The 16,923-nt window shown below is 47.4% G+C and carries 17 protein-coding genes; 11 read left to right on the top strand and 6 right to left on the bottom strand.

All coding sequences use genetic code 11. The features are described from left to right. Positions 1-2: 2 nt before the first annotated feature. The 8 genes from AACT23_RS10940 to AACT23_RS10975 are packed head-to-tail and all read left to right on the top strand — an operon-like array spanning position 3 to position 7,623. The gene (locus AACT23_RS10940; RefSeq protein ID WP_013856480.1) at positions 3-443 is read left to right on the top strand and encodes an acyl-CoA thioesterase; all 441 of its coding nucleotides are present in this window, start codon (positions 3-5) and stop codon (positions 441-443) included. Next, positions 440-1,051 (top strand): LolA family protein, encoded by a 612-nt coding sequence (locus AACT23_RS10945; protein ID WP_013856479.1) that lies wholly within the window; start codon positions 440-442, stop codon positions 1,049-1,051. The genes AACT23_RS10940 and AACT23_RS10945 overlap by 4 nt, the downstream gene beginning before the upstream one ends. Then, positions 1,023-3,371, top strand: a complete 2,349-nt coding sequence (locus tag AACT23_RS10950) for an MMPL family transporter (protein WP_094128890.1) — start codon at positions 1,023-1,025, stop codon at positions 3,369-3,371. The genes AACT23_RS10945 and AACT23_RS10950 overlap by 29 nt, the downstream gene beginning before the upstream one ends. After that, complete coding sequence (locus tag AACT23_RS10955) at positions 3,368-3,988, top strand: DUF3261 domain-containing protein (RefSeq protein WP_094128893.1); 621 nt, start codon at positions 3,368-3,370, stop codon at positions 3,986-3,988. Before AACT23_RS10950 ends, AACT23_RS10955 begins: the two co-directional genes overlap by 4 nt. A 9-nt stretch (positions 3,989-3,997) precedes the next feature. Next, a complete protein-coding gene (locus tag AACT23_RS10960; RefSeq protein ID WP_094128896.1) occupies positions 3,998-5,233 on the top strand; it encodes a beta-ketoacyl-[acyl-carrier-protein] synthase family protein in 1,236 nt (411 codons plus the stop codon). Next, a complete protein-coding gene (locus AACT23_RS10965) occupies positions 5,211-5,675 on the top strand; it encodes a hotdog family protein (protein WP_013856475.1) in 465 nt (154 codons plus the stop codon). The genes AACT23_RS10960 and AACT23_RS10965 overlap by 23 nt, the downstream gene beginning before the upstream one ends. Next, entirely contained in the window at positions 5,672-6,397 is a 726-nt protein-coding gene (locus AACT23_RS10970; protein WP_094128899.1) for a 3-ketoacyl-ACP reductase FabG2, read from the top strand. Before AACT23_RS10965 ends, AACT23_RS10970 begins: the two co-directional genes overlap by 4 nt. Beyond that, positions 6,394-7,623 carry a beta-ketoacyl-ACP synthase gene (locus AACT23_RS10975; RefSeq protein WP_094128902.1) on the top strand — a complete coding sequence of 410 codons (1,230 nt, stop codon included), beginning with the start codon at positions 6,394-6,396 and terminating at the stop codon, positions 7,621-7,623. Before AACT23_RS10970 ends, AACT23_RS10975 begins: the two co-directional genes overlap by 4 nt. Positions 7,624-7,726: 103 nt before the next feature. On the opposite strand, the gene AACT23_RS10980 is transcribed toward AACT23_RS10975, so the two are convergent. Both AACT23_RS10980 and AACT23_RS10985 read right to left on the bottom strand, forming a co-directional pair. Further along, positions 7,727-8,110 carry a DMT family protein gene (locus tag AACT23_RS10980; protein ID WP_017045134.1) on the bottom strand — a complete coding sequence of 128 codons (384 nt, stop codon included), beginning with the start codon at positions 8,108-8,110 and terminating at the stop codon, positions 7,727-7,729. Positions 8,111-8,345: 235 nt separating this feature from the next. Continuing rightward, positions 8,346-8,864 carry a cysteine hydrolase family protein gene (locus AACT23_RS10985; RefSeq protein ID WP_088732687.1) on the bottom strand — a complete coding sequence of 173 codons (519 nt, stop codon included), beginning with the start codon at positions 8,862-8,864 and terminating at the stop codon, positions 8,346-8,348. 117 nt (positions 8,865-8,981) lie between these two features. On the opposite strand from AACT23_RS10985, the gene AACT23_RS10990 reads away from it, so the two are divergent. Continuing rightward, positions 8,982-9,896, top strand: coding sequence for a GlxA family transcriptional regulator (locus AACT23_RS10990; RefSeq protein WP_094129083.1), 915 nt, complete (start codon positions 8,982-8,984; stop codon positions 9,894-9,896). Positions 9,897-10,047: 151 nt separating this feature from the next. Here AACT23_RS10990 and AACT23_RS10995 read toward each other — a convergent pair whose 3' ends face one another. From AACT23_RS10995 to AACT23_RS11005, 3 genes are all read right to left on the bottom strand, one after another. After that, on the bottom strand, positions 10,048-10,911 hold the full coding sequence (locus AACT23_RS10995; RefSeq protein WP_017045125.1) for a DMT family transporter: 864 nt from the start codon (positions 10,909-10,911) through the stop codon (positions 10,048-10,050). A 159-nt stretch (positions 10,912-11,070) separates the two neighbouring features. Next, the gene (locus AACT23_RS11000; protein ID WP_094128905.1) at positions 11,071-11,679 is read right to left on the bottom strand and encodes a bifunctional 4-hydroxy-2-oxoglutarate aldolase/2-dehydro-3-deoxy-phosphogluconate aldolase; all 609 of its coding nucleotides are present in this window, start codon (positions 11,677-11,679) and stop codon (positions 11,071-11,073) included. A 26-nt stretch (positions 11,680-11,705) separates the two neighbouring features. Next, positions 11,706-13,082, bottom strand: a complete 1,377-nt coding sequence (locus AACT23_RS11005) for a GntP family permease (protein ID WP_026027816.1) — start codon at positions 13,080-13,082, stop codon at positions 11,706-11,708. A 160-nt stretch (positions 13,083-13,242) separates the two neighbouring features. Here AACT23_RS11005 and AACT23_RS11010 point away from each other — a divergent pair, with 160 nt between their 5' ends. After that, positions 13,243-13,776 (top strand): gluconokinase, encoded by a 534-nt coding sequence (locus tag AACT23_RS11010; RefSeq protein ID WP_047687909.1) that lies wholly within the window; start codon positions 13,243-13,245, stop codon positions 13,774-13,776. Then, a complete protein-coding gene (gene edd / locus AACT23_RS11015) occupies positions 13,773-15,584 on the top strand; it encodes a phosphogluconate dehydratase (protein ID WP_094128908.1) in 1,812 nt (603 codons plus the stop codon). Before AACT23_RS11010 ends, edd begins: the two co-directional genes overlap by 4 nt. Positions 15,585-15,654: 70 nt before the next feature. Here the strand turns inward: edd and AACT23_RS11020 are convergent, their stop codons facing one another. Beyond that, positions 15,655-16,662 (bottom strand): substrate-binding domain-containing protein, encoded by a 1,008-nt coding sequence (locus AACT23_RS11020; protein WP_026027817.1) that lies wholly within the window; start codon positions 16,660-16,662, stop codon positions 15,655-15,657. Positions 16,663-16,923: the final 261 nt, after the last annotated feature.

A 16,923-nucleotide genomic window follows, 5' to 3' on the forward strand; every position in this document is an offset into this window, starting at 1 on the left:
CGATGAGCGATGTACTTCATCCATTGGAAAGTGAGGTGACTTTAGTCACCTCGTTTCAAGATGCCGACCCAATGGGCGTTATCTACCACGGCAATTATTTTCGTTTTTTTGAAGAAGCACGCCGCGTGCTGATGGAAAAAATTGATTACAGCTATCACGCGATGACTCAGTCGGGCTACCTATGGCCGGTGATTGATGCCCACGTGAAGTACGTGAAAGCGATCCCGTTCAACCATACGATTCGTATCAAAGCGACCTTGACAGAATGGGAAAATCGCTTGCGTGTTGACTACATGATTTTTGATAGCCAGACCGGGCAACGAATGTGTAAAGCACACACCACTCAAGTAGCGGTTCGCATCGACACGCAAGAGATGTGTTTCGCTTCCCCAACGCTATTTACCGACAAAGTTCAGCACTGGCATACCTACGGGAAATTATGATGCGCCGTTTTCTCTGGCTAACTTTAGCCCTATTTCCGCCCCTACTCTGGGCACAGGTGACCGACCTAGCTTCACTGCAAGCGCAGTTGGCGAAACACCAGATCGTACGCGGAGAGTTTACTCAACTCCGCCATATTGAGATGTTCGAACAACCACTGTCGTCAGCCGGGAAATTCTTGCTCGATAAACAAAATGGCTTACTTTGGCAACAAAACTCACCATTTCCAGTTAATTTGGTGCTAACTCAAGACAAGCTTCGCCAAACTTTTGCTAACCAACCACCACAGGTGATTACCGAAAAAGAGAATCCAATGGCGTTTTATTTCAGCCATCTCTTTTTGTCGGTATTTCATGGTGACACGCAGCAATTGAATGAACAATTTACGATGACGCTGCACAGCGAAGATGGCCAGTGGCAGCTAAATTTAACGCCGAGAAATGCGCCACTGAGCTCGGTGTTTACCTCGATAACATTAACGGGGCGAGATGACATTGATGGTTTGATCCTGCAAGAAGTGCGAGGCGACAAAACCGAGATTCAGTTTACTAACCAAAACCACCAGCCAGAGCGTTTAACCCATGCTGAGCAAGCACAGTTTAACTTCTAAATCGAACCGGCTGGCATTGTTCTGGTTGGCTTTTGTGACCCTTTGTCTTGGCTTACTACTCAAGCAGTGGTTCTTTTCAGCAGCCTCACCGATCGAGACAGATATCCTTAAGCTACTGCCGGTCAACCAGCAAAGTGTGCTCGCCGAGCAAGCGTTTGAAAAAGTCACTGCCAGTATGAGCGATAAGGTGGTCTTTATTGTCACTGCGCCCAATGAGGCTGACCGGCTCAAATCCGTTACAGCGCTAGAAAGCGAGCTCAAGCAGAGTGGCTATTTCAAGGATGTGATTGGGAAAATCGATGCCACTCAACAGAGCGCTTGGGCCAGTTACTACTTTCAACATCGAGCACAACTGCTCACCAGCGAGCAACGCAATCAGCTCAGTCAACATCCCGAACAACAAGTGCAAACCGTGGTGCAAGCCCTATATAACCCTTTTTCTGGGGTAACAGGGCAAGAGCTCAGTCATGACCCTTTTCTGCTATTTCGCGACTACTTAGCGCAACTTAGCCAGCTATCGTCTCATTTTCGTTTGCAAGATGGATACTTAACCCGCGAGTATCAAGGCCAAAAATACGTGCTGATCACCGCGCAGCTCAACGACTCACCATACAGTTTCAAAGCGCAACAAGTGGTGCCCGATATTGCTCAATGGCAACAACGCATCAAGCAACAATTTAGTGCGGACATTTATCACACTGGTGTTTTATTTTACGCCGATTTTGGTACTCAAAGTGCCAAGTCAGAAATCAGCACTATTGGCCTTTTCTCATTACTCGGAATTGTGCTGTTGGTGATGCTGGTTTTTCGCAGTGCCATGCCTTTACTGTTAGCACTGCTCTCGGTATCCGTTGGGTTAGTGGTTGCCATGGTGATCACCACCGCGTTTTTTGGTCAGATCCATCTGTTTAGCTTAGTGTTTGGGGCCAGCCTGATTGGCGTTTCAATCGACTACGCCTTTCACTACCTGACCGATCGCCTTGCCGCGAATGAACAATGGGACAGCGTGCAAGGACTAAAGCATATTCTGACGGCCATTACCTTAGGGTTAATCACCAGTTTAATTGGCTATCTCGGTCTACTGGTCGCCCCTTTCCCCGGCTTGCAACAGTTAGCGCTATTTTCCGCCTTGGGGCTCGTTGCCGCTTACGCGACGGTCGTGGCTTGGTATCCGATTTTGGCCAAAAAACCAAGTTCATCGAGAACGCTTCCCGGCCTCACTTATTGGTCCTTATGGTTTGCGCTTTGGCAAAAGCCATGGGTTAAATGGGGCCTACCCACGGCGTTATTGATCATCAGCAGTCTTGCCCTGACGCAAGTGCACTACAACGATGACATTCGACAATTACAAGCCATGCCTAGCGACTTGAAACAGCAAGAGCTGCAAATCAGCGCCTTGACTGGTATTCAATCATCACAGCAAATGTTGGTCGTCAGTGCCAACGATGATGAAGCATTAATGCAGCAGTTAGAAAAATTAGATACGCAATTTTCACAATGGCAACAACAAGGCGTACTTTCTGGCTACCAAAGTTTAAGCCAAAACATCAGCTCGCTTAAGCGTCAGCAAGAAAACTACGCACTGGTTGAAGCACTGTACGCAAACCAAGGCGCAGCACTGGCTCACACGCTGAAACTATCTTCGGCTCCTAAACTGGAAGCGTCATTTTTGCCCATGACACTGGCGCATTATTTAGCCCATGATGTTTCCCAGCCGCTGCGCTTTCTTTATTTAGGTGAAGTTGAGCAAAAAGTGGCGGCGGTAGTGCTGTTGAAAGAGGTTCACCAAGCAGCAGTAATTAAGCAGTTTGCGGCGCAAAATAGCGACTACGCCTATTTGAATAAAACCGAAGAGATCTCAACCCTGTTTGGGCAGTATCGCCTTAAAGTGATGGAGTTAATTGCGCTGGCTCTTACCTTGATCAGCGCTCTCACTATTTGGCGCTACGGCGTGAAACACAGTATTCGCATTATGTTACCTTCGCTGATTGCTTGCATCGCTGGGTTAGCCGTCACCGTCGCAACAGGCTCTACGCTCAATTTATTCAATCTATTAGCGCTGGTATTAGTGATAGGTATCGGTATTGATTACACGCTCTTTTTTGCCGAACAAGCCCGCAGTCACAGTACCTTGCTTGCCATAACCCTTTCGGCACTAACGACTTTGCTCTCGTTTGGTCTGCTTGCTCTTAGCCAAACTCACGCCATCCACAGTTTTGGTTTGACGGTACTGAGCGGCATTTTCGTTGCTTGGTTGCTTTCACCACTGGCGATCAAATCACAACCTGCCGCCATGAAAGCGCATGAGGAAAAACTATGATGATGAGAATACGCCGTGCGCTGCCCTTGCTGTTACTGATGTTGTCTGGCTGCTCTTTAGTGCCAAACCAAGCCTCCACACAGGTAGAAATTAGCCCCAACACATTCGTTACTCTGCCCAAACCTGCGCAACTTGGGTACCAAGTCACGGCAAGTCAGTTGATCAGCGCCCATTGGCAAGATGATAACGGCCAGCACAACCAACAGCTTCCGGTCCAGTTGCAGGTGACCGATGACAAGATTGTGCTGGCAGGGTTTTCATCTTGGGGAACGAGGATTTTATCGCTCAATTATCAGCAAGATACTATTGAGACCAGTGTACTCACTGGCTTAGAAAACACCTTGCCGAAGCCCGAACAGATACTCTTTAACCTGATGATCACGCTCTGGCCGCGAAATGCTTGGGAAGCCTCGTTAAATAAGGTAAAGTGGCAAATCATTGATGATGAGAATAGACGAACACTCATCAATGAACTGGGTGAAACAGTGATTGTTATTGATTATCAACATCCCTTCTCGATGAAGGGCGATATTCGCTTCCACAATCAATTATTGAATTACACCATTACGATTAAAACACTCAGTGCCCAGCACCCTTTGCCGCCCACACAACCGTAGATAGCTATCATGAACTCATCCACGACTTCTCCTATTGATTCTCGCTCACCTATTTATGTCCAAGACTGCGGTTTTCACTGCGCGATGGGGAGTGACTCGTCGCACATTCACCAAAGTTTAGCGCAGGGCTATTGCGATAACATGGTGGTTGACCGCACGTCACTCAACACTGGCACCCCAACCATCGTAGGCCGAGTGAGTGAACCGCTACCAAAAATCCCAGCGCATTTAAGTGCGTTCAATACGCGCAACAGCCAACTGGCTTTATCGGCACTGCAACAAATCGAACCGAGCGTCCGCCACGCGATTGCCACCTATGGTGCAGATCGCATTGCATTGGTGGTTGGCACGAGCACGTCCGGCATTGCTGATGGCGAAATCGCACTCGCCCACAAGTTAGAGCAGGGCGAATTCCCAAGCGACTACCACTACTACAAACAGGAATTAGGCAATTGCAGTGATTTTATCGCTCGCTATTTTGCAATAAGCGGCCCCTGCTACGCCATTTCAACCGCCTGTTCGTCCAGTGGCCGCGTCTTTATCACCGCCAAAAGAATGCTTAATGCTGGGTTGGTTGATGCGGTGATTGTCGGTGGTGCTGACACTTTGTGCCGCTTAACTCTCAATGGTTTTAACGGTTTAGAAGCGCTGTCTCAACATTTGTGTAAACCGTTTGATGCACAGCGAGATGGCATCAACATTGGTGAATCTGCCGCTTTTATGCTGCTGGGTAAAACGCCGTCTCAGCAACACGCTCACGCCATTGCGCTATTGGGCGCAGGCGACAGTTCCGATGCACACCATATTTCTGCGCCCCACCCAGATGGAAACGGTGCAGAACAGGCAATGCGTAACGCGCTGCAAGATGCCAAATTAACCGCCAGTGATATCGGCTATATCAACGCTCACGGCACCGCAACACCGCTCAATGACAGCATGGAAAGTAAAGCGATTTTCCGCGTTTTTGGCCAGCACGTTGCGGTGAGTTCAACCAAACCACTCACTGGACACACGCTCGGCGCGGCCAGTGCAACCGAAGCCGCCATTGCTTGGCACATACTGCAATACCAATTGCCTTTGCCCATTCAGCGCTGTGCTAACAAAGCGCCAGACATTGATATTACGCTAGTGGAAACCACTCAATATTTAGAAAACAAGGCCATTTTAAGCAACTCCTTTGCTTTTGGTGGCAACAATATTAGCCTCATTTTTGGTTACGTTAATGACAAAGCTTCCTGCAATTGATCAACTGCTGCCTCATCAAGCGCCGATGATTTTGATTGACCGCGCGCTTGAGGTACAGAGCGAATCTATCCACTGCCAAGTGGATATTGAATCGCACCACCTGTTTTTTGACCCGGCGACACAAAGCATACCGGCCTATGTCGGTATCGAGTTTATGGCACAAGCCATTGCCGCGTGGTCTGGGTATCACTCACTTGTCCAAGGCATTCAACCGCCGATTGGCTTTCTGCTCGGCAGTCGCCGTTATCGAGCGCTGTGCGATGCATTCCTGAAAGGGCAAACGCTCGATATCTACGCTGAACAGCTAATGCAAGACAATGGCATGGCTGTGTTTAAGACAAGAATCGAGCACCAACACCAGCTTTTGGCCGAATGCCAATTAAATGTGTATGTGCCATCAGAACAAAAATTAGAAGAAATGAAAATGAGGAGTCAAGCATGACCCGACACGTATTAGTGACTGGTGCGAGTAAAGGCATAGGCAAAGCGATTGCAATTGCGCTCGCCAAAGATGGTTTTACCATCGCTGTCCATTACATGGGCGACCAGCAAGGTGCCCTGCAAACACTAGCGACCATCGAGCAAAACGGTGGTTCAGGCCGACTGATTCAATTTGACATCAGCAACCGAGCTCAGTGTCGCGAAGTATTGGAAGCCGATATGGCTCTACATGGCGCTTATTACGGCGTGGTCAATAACGCGGGCATTACTCGTGACACGGCGTTTCCCGCCATGACAGAACAAGAATGGGATGGTGTAATTCACACCAATTTAGACAGCTTTTATAACGTCCTCCACCCTTGTGTGATGCCAATGGTGCAAAAACGCCAAGGTGGGCGCATTGTGACTTTAGCATCGGTGTCGGGCATCACGGGCAACCGGGGCCAAACCAATTACAGCGCCGCTAAAGCTGGCGTGATTGGCGCGACCAAATCGCTCGCGCTTGAACTGGCTAAGCGCAAAATCACCGTCAACTGTGTTGCTCCGGGTTTAATCGATACCGGCATGGTAGATGAGCACGTCAAAGAGCACGCACTGCCACAAGTTCCTTTACGCCGCATGGGTGAACCCGAAGAAGTCGCAGGCCTTGTGAGCTATTTAATGTCTGATATTGCTGCTTATGTCACTCGCCAAGTTATCTCGGTTAATGGAGGCTTAGTATGACCCGCCGCGTTGTCGTTACAGGCATGTCCGGCGTGACTGCTTTTGGTAATGACTGGGCCAGTATTGAGCCAAAACTCAGAGCTTGTGAAAATGCCACTCAATATATGCCCTCCTATGAGCAGTATGAGGGTTTAAACACTAAACTCGCCGCGCCAATAATGGGCTTTACACTGCCTAGCCACTACAAACGTAAGCAAGTCCGAGGTATGGGCCGTGTGTCACAACTGGCGACCGTTGCCACCGAAAATGCGCTGCTACAGGCGGGCTTAATTGGTCATGAAGTGCTGACGAATGGCCAAACCGGCATCGCTTATGGTTCATCAACAGGCAGTACCGATGCCATCGGTGCGTTTGGTGTCATGCTCAACGAAAAAACCACTCGAGCCATTACCGCCACCACTTATGTGCAAATGATGCCTCACACTGCCGCGGTGAACGTAGGTCTATTTTTCGGGCTCAAAGGCCGCGTAATTCCAACCAGTAGCGCCTGCACGTCTGGTAGTCAAGCCATCGGTTACGCGTACGAAGCGATCAAACACGGCTACCAAACCGTAATGGTGGCGGGCGGTGGTGAAGAGCTCTGCCCTACCGAATCGGCCGTATTTGATACCTTATTTGCCACTAGCCTCAAAAACGACCAGCCAAAAACCACCCCCCGCCCGTATGATACTCAGCGTGATGGTTTAGTGATTGGTGAAGGCGCAGGAACTTTAGTGCTTGAAGAGTATCAACACGCCATCGCACGCGGTGCCACCATTCACGCAGAAATCATCGGTTTTGCCAGCAACTGCGATGCCGCCCATGTCACTCAACCACAAATGGACACCATGCAAATCTGCATGGAGATGGCGCTGCGTGATGCCAAGTTAAGTGCAGATAAAATTGACTATGTTTCGGCTCACGGCACGGCGACCGACCGGGGTGACATAGCCGAAAGTCACGCCACCGCAAACGCGTTGGGTAAAGTGCCGATCAGCTCGTTGAAAAGTTATTTTGGTCACACATTAGGCGCATGTGGCGCGGTTGAAGCTTGGTTAGGTTTAGAAATGATGCGCAGCGGTTGGTTTAATCCAACCCTTAATCTAGATAACATCGACCCGCAATGTGGCGATCTTGATTACATTACAGGCACAGGGCGTGAGCTGGATGTGCAATACCTAATGAGCAATAACTTTGCTTTTGGTGGCATCAACACCTCGATTATTTTTAAGAAATTCAGCGAATAATCCCATAAAAAAGCCGTTGCCAACACAACGGCTTTTTTTACGAGTTTATTTATCCGGCATTTACCTCTTCAACATTGGTAGCCTGCCAAATACTCGCCAGCAATCAGCCAATACTTTTCGCAAGTACTTCGAGGATTTGCGGTCTGAAAATAAAAAACACCGCGCCAAGCAAACAGAGCCCTGCCCACACAAAATCAAGCCTGAAAGGCTCTTTCATGTAGATCAATGCAAAAGGCACAAACACCGATAAGGTGATCACTTCTTGCAATATTTTCAATTGGCCAAGGTTTAATACCGTATAGCCAATCCGGTTAGCAGGTACTTGGAAGAGATATTCAAACAGGGCAATTCCCCAACTGACCAACGCTGCAATAATCCACGGTTTGTGGCTGAGATCTTTTAAGTGAGCGTACCAAGCAAAGGTCATAAATACGTTGCTGATCAACAAAAGCCCAATAGTCATCACGACGGGAGGAAGGGTGAACATTAAGACAAACTCCAAAATAAGCAAACACGAACTGAACTCACAAACGAGCGGAGTCTGCGCTCAACGTTTCCCTTCGTCAATATTATTGATGAGCGCTAAGCTGCCTAAAATACGAACCAATTCAGCCAACATAACAACTGACTGAAATGGCTTGTGTTTCAAAGTTTTTAGGTAGAAAGCTTACGGGTAGATTATACCAGTGAATTCTCGATACATTTCTTGTGGCAGTTTACTTCTATAACACTTCAGAAAAAGCCAATAAAGGTACTCGAATTGATACCGCATTTAACGCTATGTTATGAATCATTCTATCTGTAGCCGTACAACAATCTCCAATAATGGAGACTTTATATTTTTCCGCTTTCTTTGATATTGCCGTATGCGTAACGCAATTCTGAGTCATCATTCCACAGATCAGCAACTCATCAACATCGAGCTTTCCTAGTGATTTTTCTAGATTAGTTTGATGAAAACCATCAGCGTGCTGTTTACAGATAATTTCAGCATCAGGGCATATTGACATTATTTCAGAGTGAATTCTCATACCGTCACTTCCTTCTTCAAAGAAAGGTGCCATTCCTTGAGGTGCAGAAGATACATGTTGAATAAGGAATACAGGAACATGCTGTGCGTTGGCTTTAGTAATGAGCTGTTTAATGTTGCTCAGGGTCTTATCTGTATTCCACAAAGGAAATTTTCCGTCAGGGAAATAGTCGTTTTGTATATCAATTACAAGCAATGCTTTTTTACCCATTTTCAAATCCTGTTTTTTTAAGTTTTGGCTCAGAAAAATTATGAGTAACTTGCTGCATTACTTTTAGAGGCTAAAATGACATTAAAGAGGTTAAAAACGACAAATTCAGAGATAGATATGTTAAAAATTACGATTGGAATTTGCGAGTATCCTTCAGTATTGAAGTCAGCTGTTTACGGTCTTGAAGAGATGTTTTTGCTTGCAAGCAGAGTTTGTTGGGAACAAAGGATTGAGGTCTTATTTGAACCAGTCATTATTTCGCATGATGAGCTTATAGAGGATAGCTTTACAGTTGTTTTGCTACCGCCTGCTTCAATAGATGATTACTACTTGGTCCCTGAAGCCAAACTTATTGAATGGCTTAGAAAGCAGTATTCCAAAGGTGCAGTTCTATCATCTGCTTGTGCGGGGGGATTTATTTTGGCCGCAACTAACTTAATTGGTAAAAGAGAAGTGACAACTCATTGGGCGTTAGCAGAAACATTTTCCAAAATGTTTCCTAGTATTACGCTTAATAGCAATAAGATATTGGTCGATCACGGTGACATAATTACGGCGGGCGGGATGATGTCGTGGCTAGATCTAGGGTTTGAGTTGATCGCCAAATATGCATCTCCAAAAGTTGTGCGTCAACTTGGTAAAACGCTGGTTATCGACACAGCACAGAGAGCGCAGAGTTACTACCAACAATTCAATCCTTCGTTCTATCATGGTGATATGGCGATTGTTTCGGTCCAACAAATAATGCATCAGAGTTATGCTGAATCGTTGTCTATAAAGCAGTTAGCAAAGCAAGCAAACGTTACCGAACGTACGATGCAACGAAGATTTTTAAAGGCTACAGGTCATAACCCTAATCAGTATTTGCAGCGTCTTAGAATACAGAGTGCGTGTGACTACTTGGAAAGCACACAACATTCATTTGAGTGGATAGGAAATCAGGTTGGTTACGAGGATATCAGCGCGTGTCGAAAGGCCTTCATTAATATTGTGGGATTAACGCCGCGAGAGTTTAGAAAACGATTTTCTTGATTTTGTCTGAATCAAAAATTCCCAAAAATAATTTATCAGCCCCAATAATCATATTCTCCACGCTATCAACGCACACAATGCCTACAGCCCAACCCACACCTTGGCTCTAGAAACTATGCAGCAAAACCGTTTTGAAAGATTTGCGATGATTTTAACGATGACGAAAATGGCCCATTCGATAGAAAAGAAGCGAACAGAGCAACAAGCCGCAGCCGAAAATCTTATTCGCTGGCATCGATTCATCATAAATCAGCACGCTCAGAACCAGTGTCCAGATTGGCTCAAGCAGCATTAATATCGCCGCATTGGTGGGGTTGGCGTGCTTTTGACCTACAGTTTGCATCAAATACCGCAAACTGGTGGCGAGTAATACGCTCAGAGCAAGCCACTTCCATGTCATCAAACTTATTTGATCTGGCCATGACTCAAACAGTAAAGAGAGTAATACCCCAAGGCAGCCGCCAACAAACAGTTGTAATGTAGTGAGCAACATCGGCGGCAGATTAGCCGAAAAACGGCTGTTAAAGTTAAAATGCAATGCCAAGCTAAAAGCAGCAGCCATAAACCACAGCTGGCTGGTCGCAACAACCCACTCCCCGTTCCACGACAGTAAAAAAAGCCCAATCAGTGCAATGGGTAGCGACAACCAAAATGCGCGCGCCGGTTTAGTGCCAAACAGCGGCCATGCTAATAACGGAACAAACAGCATAGAGAGGCTCATGATGAATGCGCCCTCTCCTAGCGTATCGCTAATGGAAATCGCGTGTATCCAGCAAAAAATCGAGCCACCTAGCAACACGCCCACACTCATCGATTTTAAACAATCGTGCAGTGAAGCTTGGCGCAGCGCTTTAAGACAAAATGGCAGTAGGCACAGCGACGCTAAAAGAAAACGCACGCCAATAAAGCCAAAAGGCGGCAGGCCTTGAATGGCTTGTTTGGAAAACACCCAGCCCGCAGCGGCCAATAAGGTCGTGATGACTAAAATTAATTCTGCGCGTCGGTTTGCGTACATAGCTTGGCTTATCGTGAAATGAGTAGGAGAACGATTGTAACGAGATTTCTGATCGCGCGTTACTCTCGATTACTTTTATCGTTAATGGTCGGAGGTGCGCATAAAAGGAGAAGACGGCTTACCGAAGCAAGCCGTTGTTCTTAAAGAAAATAGAAAGGGTTATAGCGCTTTCACCAATTCCGCAATTCCCTGCCAATCACCTTTATCCATTAGATCTGTCGGTACCATCCACGTACCGCCACACGCCACTACGGATTTAATCGACAAATAATCTTGAACGTTACTTGGGCTAACGCCACCTGTTGGCATGAAATTGACCGGATAAACGGCCGTCAATGCTTTGAGCATGGCCACGCCACCTGAAGGCTCGGCTGGGAAGAATTTCAATGTGCGCAAACCCATCTCCATCGCTTGCTCAACCAAACTTGGGTTGTTGACGCCCGGAACAATTGCCACATGACTCTGTTGGCAATATCTCACCGTGGTTGGGTTAAAACCGGGGCTGACTACAAAATCCACGCCCGCCTCAATGGCTTGATCTACTTGCGCCGTGGTCAGTACTGTCCCTGCGCCAATCAGCATCTCTGGGTAGGCGGCACGCATCAAACGAATCGATTCTGCAGCCGCTTCTGTTCTAAAGGTCACTTCCGCGCATGGCAACCCATTTTCAACCAATACTTTGGCCAAAGGGACCGCTTGGCTAGCATCATTAATCGCAATCACAGGGACGATTTTGATTTCTTTCAATCGTTGTTCAAGAGTTTTCATTTCATAACCTTATAGTAAAACGCTTTTTATAATAAGAAGCTTAGGACAGCGACAATCACAAACGCGATGCTACCAAGCAGTGTTTCCATCACAGTCCAAGTTTTGAGTGTGGTTTTCTCATCCATTTCCATCAAGCGAGAAACCAGCCAGAAGCCTGAGTCATTAAAGTGAGATAGTACCGTTGCTCCACCAGCAATCGCAATCACGATAAAACATAAATCCAACTCACTCAAACCCGTGGTTTGTGCCACAATTGGCGCAATCAAAGCGGCGGTCGTGGTTAGTGCCACGGTGGCAGAGCCTTGCGCCACACGTAAGCAAGTTGCGATAACAAACGCCGCAACTATGATAGGCATGCCTGTATCGGATAACACGTCAGCCAATGCTTGGCCAATGCCACTGGCGCGCAACACACCACCAAACATACCGCCCGCACCTGTCACAAGAATTACCGCACAGATAGGCGCTAACGAGTCACTGCACAGTTTTTCCAGCTTGTTCATTCCAAAATCTTTGGCAAACACCAGTAAACAAGTTAGCAGAGTCAGCAACAGGGCCACCGGGGTTTTACCCAACATGCGTAAGAATTCAACCAATGGCGCTTTACCGTCAATCACGCCTGCTACCGCAAGGGTATTAAGACCTGTATCCATAAAAATGAGCAGCACAGGCATCACTAAAATTGCTAATACCGTGGCAAATTTTGGCAATTTATTTTCATCAATAATTTGCTCGGTATTAAAAAACGCTTTAGAGAGTGGAATATCAAATTTCTTACCCGCATACAGGCCAAAGAGGTAAGCGCCAAAATACCAAGTAGGAATCGCGACCAAGATACCAACAATCAGCAGCAGACCAAGATCAGCACCTAAAAGATCTGAAGCCGCAACTGGCCCAGGATGAGGCGGCACAAAAGCATGCATCACGGCAAAAGCACCTGCTGAAGGCAGCGCGTATTTCAATGGTGAGCCACCAAAGCGCTTCGCTACACTAAAGATGATCGGCATCATCACGATCAATCCCGCATCAAAGAAGATGGGAAAACCAAACAGTAATGAAGCAATACCCAGTGCAAACGGCGCTTTTTCTTCACCAAAGCGGCCTATCAAGGTATCGGCCAGCACTTTAGCACCGCCCGTCACTTCTAAAATTTTGCCAATCATCGCACCTAAGCCGACCAGCAAAGCAACGGAGGCTAGGGTTCCACCAAAACCAGACATCATGGTTGGGACCACTTTTTCCGCCGCAACGCCGGTGGCAATTGCAGTGCCGAGGCTGACTAAGGTTAATGAAGCGAAGGCGTGTATCTTCAACTTCATGATTAAAATCAGTAGTGCTGCAATCGCACATCCCGCGATTGCTAATAGGTAAGCAGGGTTACTGCTTTGAGTCATCAATTCCATGTTCTTCACCTTATATCACGTATTGTTTTGTTTGTGTTTCAGTTCACAAATCTCTAAGTTACGGGTAACATGTTACCGATAACATGGATAAGATAAAGTCATATTTCCAAGTGAATTTAAAAAATGAGATCCAGCTCAGAATACCACTCAAGGAGTCCGTATGACTGGTAGTAGCATTATTGTAATGGGCGTATGCGCCTGCGGAAAAAGCACTGTAGGCGCGAAACTGGCCCAGAAATTAGGGGCGAAATTCATCGACGGTGACGACCTTCATCCAAAAGCCAATATTCTCAAAATGGCAGGCGGAGATCCGCTAAATGATGACGATCGCAAACCTTGGTTAGAGCGCATCCGTGACGCGGCTTTTAGCTTAGAGAGTAAAAATGAGCACGGCGTGATTGTTTGCTCTGCGTTGAAAAAAACCTACCGCGATCAAATCCGTGACGGTAACCAAAATGTGACCTTTCTCTTTCTCGATGGCAGTTTTGATTTAATCATGAAGCGCATGCAAGCGCGTAAAGGCCACTTTATGAAAGCGAACATGGTGGAAAGCCAGTTCAATACGTTAGAGCGCCCCGACAACGAAGTGAAAGTCGCTATCGTTGATATCGATACGGATATTGATGAGGTTGTAGAGCGCGCCCTAGTGGCATTGCGCGAGCTCACTTTAGATGGTCAAAAGGTGTCAGCATGAGTACAGCCTTAAACCCAACCATCACAGCCGTCACCGAACGAATTATTCAGCGCAGCCGTACTTTGCGTGATGAGTTTCTCAACCGCGCCAAGGCACAGCAGCACAGTGGCAAGGGTAAAGCATCACTTTCTTGTGGTAATTTGGCTCACGCCGTCGCCGCCTCTTGCTCTCAAGAGAAAGCGCACATTCTCGATTTAACGCGTTCTAACTTAGCCATTATCACAGCATACAACGACATGCTTAGCGCGCACCAAGTGTATAAAGATTACCCTGAGCAAATCAAAAAAGTGCTCGCCCCATTTGGCCACACGGCTCAAGTTGCTGGCGGCGTTCCTGCGATGTGTGATGGCGTAACGCAAGGCCAAGCGGGCATGGATATGTCGTTGTTCTCACGCGATTTGATTGCACAAGCCACGGCATTTTCACTCAGCCACAATATGTTTGATGGCACATTACTGCTCGGTATTTGCGATAAAATTGCGCCCGGACAACTGATGGGCGCGCTGGCGTTTGCGCACCTACCAACGGCTTTTATTCCCGCAGGGCCAATGTCCACTGGCATTACGAATGATGAGAAAGTCGATGTTCGCCAAAAACACGCGGCGGGTTTGGTTGATGATAGCGCGCTGCTGAATATGGAATGCGCTTCGTACCACTCCCCAGGCACTTGTACTTTCTACGGCACTGCCAATACCAACCAATTAGTGTTTGAGGCGATGGGTTTAATGCTGGCAGGGTCAGCGTTTGTCGCTCCCTTTTCCCCACTGCGCCTTGCATTGACGCAACATGCCGCGATCCGCCTTGCCGCCATGAGCGATGGCACGGCGCATTTCCGTCCACTTTATGAAGTGGTGACCGAAAAAAGCGTAGTCAACGGCCTAGTGGCTTTGCTCGCCTCTGGTGGCAGTTCAAACCATACCATTCATTTACTGGCTGTTGCTCGCGCGGCGGGTATTGTGCTGACTTGGCAAGATATCAGTGATCTGTCTGACGTCGTTCCTCTTGTGGTGAATGTTTACCCCAATGGTTCGGCGGATATCAATGAATTTGAGCTCGCAGGCGGCGTACCCATGTTGATGACGCGGCTGCATCAAGCGCAGTTACTTCACAGCGACGTAAAACCCGTGTTTGGTGAATTTGCAGATCAACTAAAATCACCGCAATTAGTGGGCCATACGTTAGAATGGCAAGCGTGTACTCAAACTAAAAACCCCAAGGTAATCGCCCTGCCTGATAAGGTATTTCAGCGCTCTGGTGGTATTAAAGTGTTATCGGGTAACCTTGGGCAAGCGGTGATCAAAGTCTCTGCCGTGGCTGAGCAACATCGCATTGTTGAAGCGCCCGCCAAAGTGTTTGCTTGCCAGCATCAGGTTGAGCAGGCGTATCAACGCGGCGAGCTCAATCAAGATTGCGTGGTTGTAGTCCGCTTCAATGGGCCAGCAGCCAATGGCATGCCTGAGCTGCATAAGTTAATGCCGATTTTGGGCAACTTACAAAAAGCAGGCTATCAGGTTGCGTTAGTGACCGATGGTCGTTTGTCCGGCGCTTCTGGTAAAATTCCTGCGGCTATTCACGTCTCACCGGAAGCATTAAGAGGCGGCGCAATTGCGCTTATTGAAGAGGGAGATAGGATCCGCGTCGATGCGGTGACAGGCCGATTAGAGAACTTAACGCCAACCGAAGGCCGCGATATCGCCACTTGTGATACTGAGCTCACACAGCAAACTTGGGGGCGCGATCTGTTTAAAGTGTGCCGAGATAATGTCTCTGCCGCCAATCAAGGGGCTTCGTTCCTCTACCCTAATTGATACAACATGAGCTTGATGTAGCCATTGAAGTGACAAACCCAACCACTTCAATGGCTGAATAACAAGCTGACTACAGGCTCTCGCCATCGGTGACACTAAAGCCTAAGTCGAACACTTTCTGCTCAATCACTTCACCAGCCAGTGCGGACAATAATAGCTCAGCACTTTTCTTGCCAATCTCAAACCGAGGCGTTTCTACACTGGTTAGCTTTGGCGAAATCGCTTGACCTATATCGAGCGCGTTATACCCCACGATTGCAATATCTTGAGGAATCTTCAGCCCTCGATGTGCACACTTCATCATGGCACCAATTGCAATGTCATCATTAGTACAGAAGATGCCATTGATCTCTGGCCTCTCTTCTAGGGCTTGTTCGAGTAAATCACCGCCGAGAGTAAAACTTGAATGCTCTTGAGTTAGGATATGAACTGCGGTTAAGCCTGCATCTTGCATTGCACGATCATAGCCATTCATCCGCAACTGCGTTCGAGTATCAAGACGCGCACCGAGATAGGCAATATGCTGTTTGCCACTATCAATCATCTGCGTCACCACATGATACGAGGCCTGTTCGTGATCCAACCCCACCGCCATATTGATCGGCTTGTCTGGCAGCTCCATCGTTTCAACCACTGGCACACCCGCCGCTTTTAGCATTTGGATGGTACGTTCGGAGTGGTGCGTTTCGGTCAAAATAAGACCATCGACTTGATACGACAGCAACGAGGCAATTTTCTCCTCCTCTTCTTGCACGTTATAACCAAAGTGGGCAATAAGTGTATCGTAACCTCTTGCTTTGGTTACCGACTCAATCCCTTGAACTAAATTGGCAAACACTTGGTTTGACAAGGAAGGCAGAAGAATACCAATCGCCTTACTTGACGATTTCGACAACATCGCCGGGGCGCGATTTTGTATATAACCTAACTCTTCAATCACTGCGGCAATTTTTTCTTGGGTTGCCAATGCGACCGAATTGGGGTCGCGTAGAAAACGGGAAACTGTCATTTTCGTCACCCCCACGCGGTCTGCGATATCTTGCAGGGTAGGCCTAGTTTTACGTTGCATACTGCTCATTTTTATTCTGTTTTCCAACTGAATGTTACCGTAACATTAAACCTCATGACGACTGTGCATTTCAATCTTTATATCACCTCTCTAAGCTCATACACACAGAGGCAATGGCGTAATTTGTGTGACCAACTCGCACAATTATCAACAAACTCATTAATAATCCCTAAAATGGACTTGCTTTCTTGCCTCCTCACCCCAAAAAGAGAGTAATGTGAGGCAGAAGCTCTCCTTTTCATGGATCTTTGATTCATCGCAAGGCGCTTT

The sequence above is a fragment of the Vibrio sp. V09_P4A23P171 genome (assembly GCF_963875615.1).
GTDB classification, from domain to species: domain Bacteria; phylum Pseudomonadota; class Gammaproteobacteria; order Enterobacterales; family Vibrionaceae; genus Vibrio; species Vibrio anguillarum.

Coding starts and splice junctions, on each gene's coding strand:
- AACT23_RS10940 (WP_013856480.1), top strand. CDS start 3: ATGAGCGATGTACTTCATCCATTGGAAAGTGAGGTGACTTTAGTCACC.
- AACT23_RS10945 (WP_013856479.1), top strand. CDS start 440: ATGATGCGCCGTTTTCTCTGGCTAACTTTAGCCCTATTTCCGCCCCTA.
- AACT23_RS10950 (WP_094128890.1), top strand. CDS start 1,023: ATGCTGAGCAAGCACAGTTTAACTTCTAAATCGAACCGGCTGGCATTG.
- AACT23_RS10955 (WP_094128893.1), top strand. CDS start 3,368: ATGATGATGAGAATACGCCGTGCGCTGCCCTTGCTGTTACTGATGTTG.
- AACT23_RS10960 (WP_094128896.1), top strand. CDS start 3,998: ATGAACTCATCCACGACTTCTCCTATTGATTCTCGCTCACCTATTTAT.
- AACT23_RS10965 (WP_013856475.1), top strand. CDS start 5,211: ATGACAAAGCTTCCTGCAATTGATCAACTGCTGCCTCATCAAGCGCCG.
- AACT23_RS10970 (WP_094128899.1), top strand. CDS start 5,672: ATGACCCGACACGTATTAGTGACTGGTGCGAGTAAAGGCATAGGCAAA.
- AACT23_RS10975 (WP_094128902.1), top strand. CDS start 6,394: ATGACCCGCCGCGTTGTCGTTACAGGCATGTCCGGCGTGACTGCTTTT.
- AACT23_RS10980 (WP_017045134.1), bottom strand. CDS start 8,110: ATGTTCACCCTTCCTCCCGTCGTGATGACTATTGGGCTTTTGTTGATC.
- AACT23_RS10985 (WP_088732687.1), bottom strand. CDS start 8,864: ATGGGTAAAAAAGCATTGCTTGTAATTGATATACAAAACGACTATTTC.
- AACT23_RS10990 (WP_094129083.1), top strand. CDS start 8,982: ATGTTAAAAATTACGATTGGAATTTGCGAGTATCCTTCAGTATTGAAG.
- AACT23_RS10995 (WP_017045125.1), bottom strand. CDS start 10,911: ATGTACGCAAACCGACGCGCAGAATTAATTTTAGTCATCACGACCTTA.
- AACT23_RS11000 (WP_094128905.1), bottom strand. CDS start 11,679: ATGAAAACTCTTGAACAACGATTGAAAGAAATCAAAATCGTCCCTGTG.
- AACT23_RS11005 (WP_026027816.1), bottom strand. CDS start 13,082: ATGGAATTGATGACTCAAAGCAGTAACCCTGCTTACCTATTAGCAATC.
- AACT23_RS11010 (WP_047687909.1), top strand. CDS start 13,243: ATGACTGGTAGTAGCATTATTGTAATGGGCGTATGCGCCTGCGGAAAA.
- edd (WP_094128908.1), top strand. CDS start 13,773: ATGAGTACAGCCTTAAACCCAACCATCACAGCCGTCACCGAACGAATT.
- AACT23_RS11020 (WP_026027817.1), bottom strand. CDS start 16,662: ATGAGCAGTATGCAACGTAAAACTAGGCCTACCCTGCAAGATATCGCA.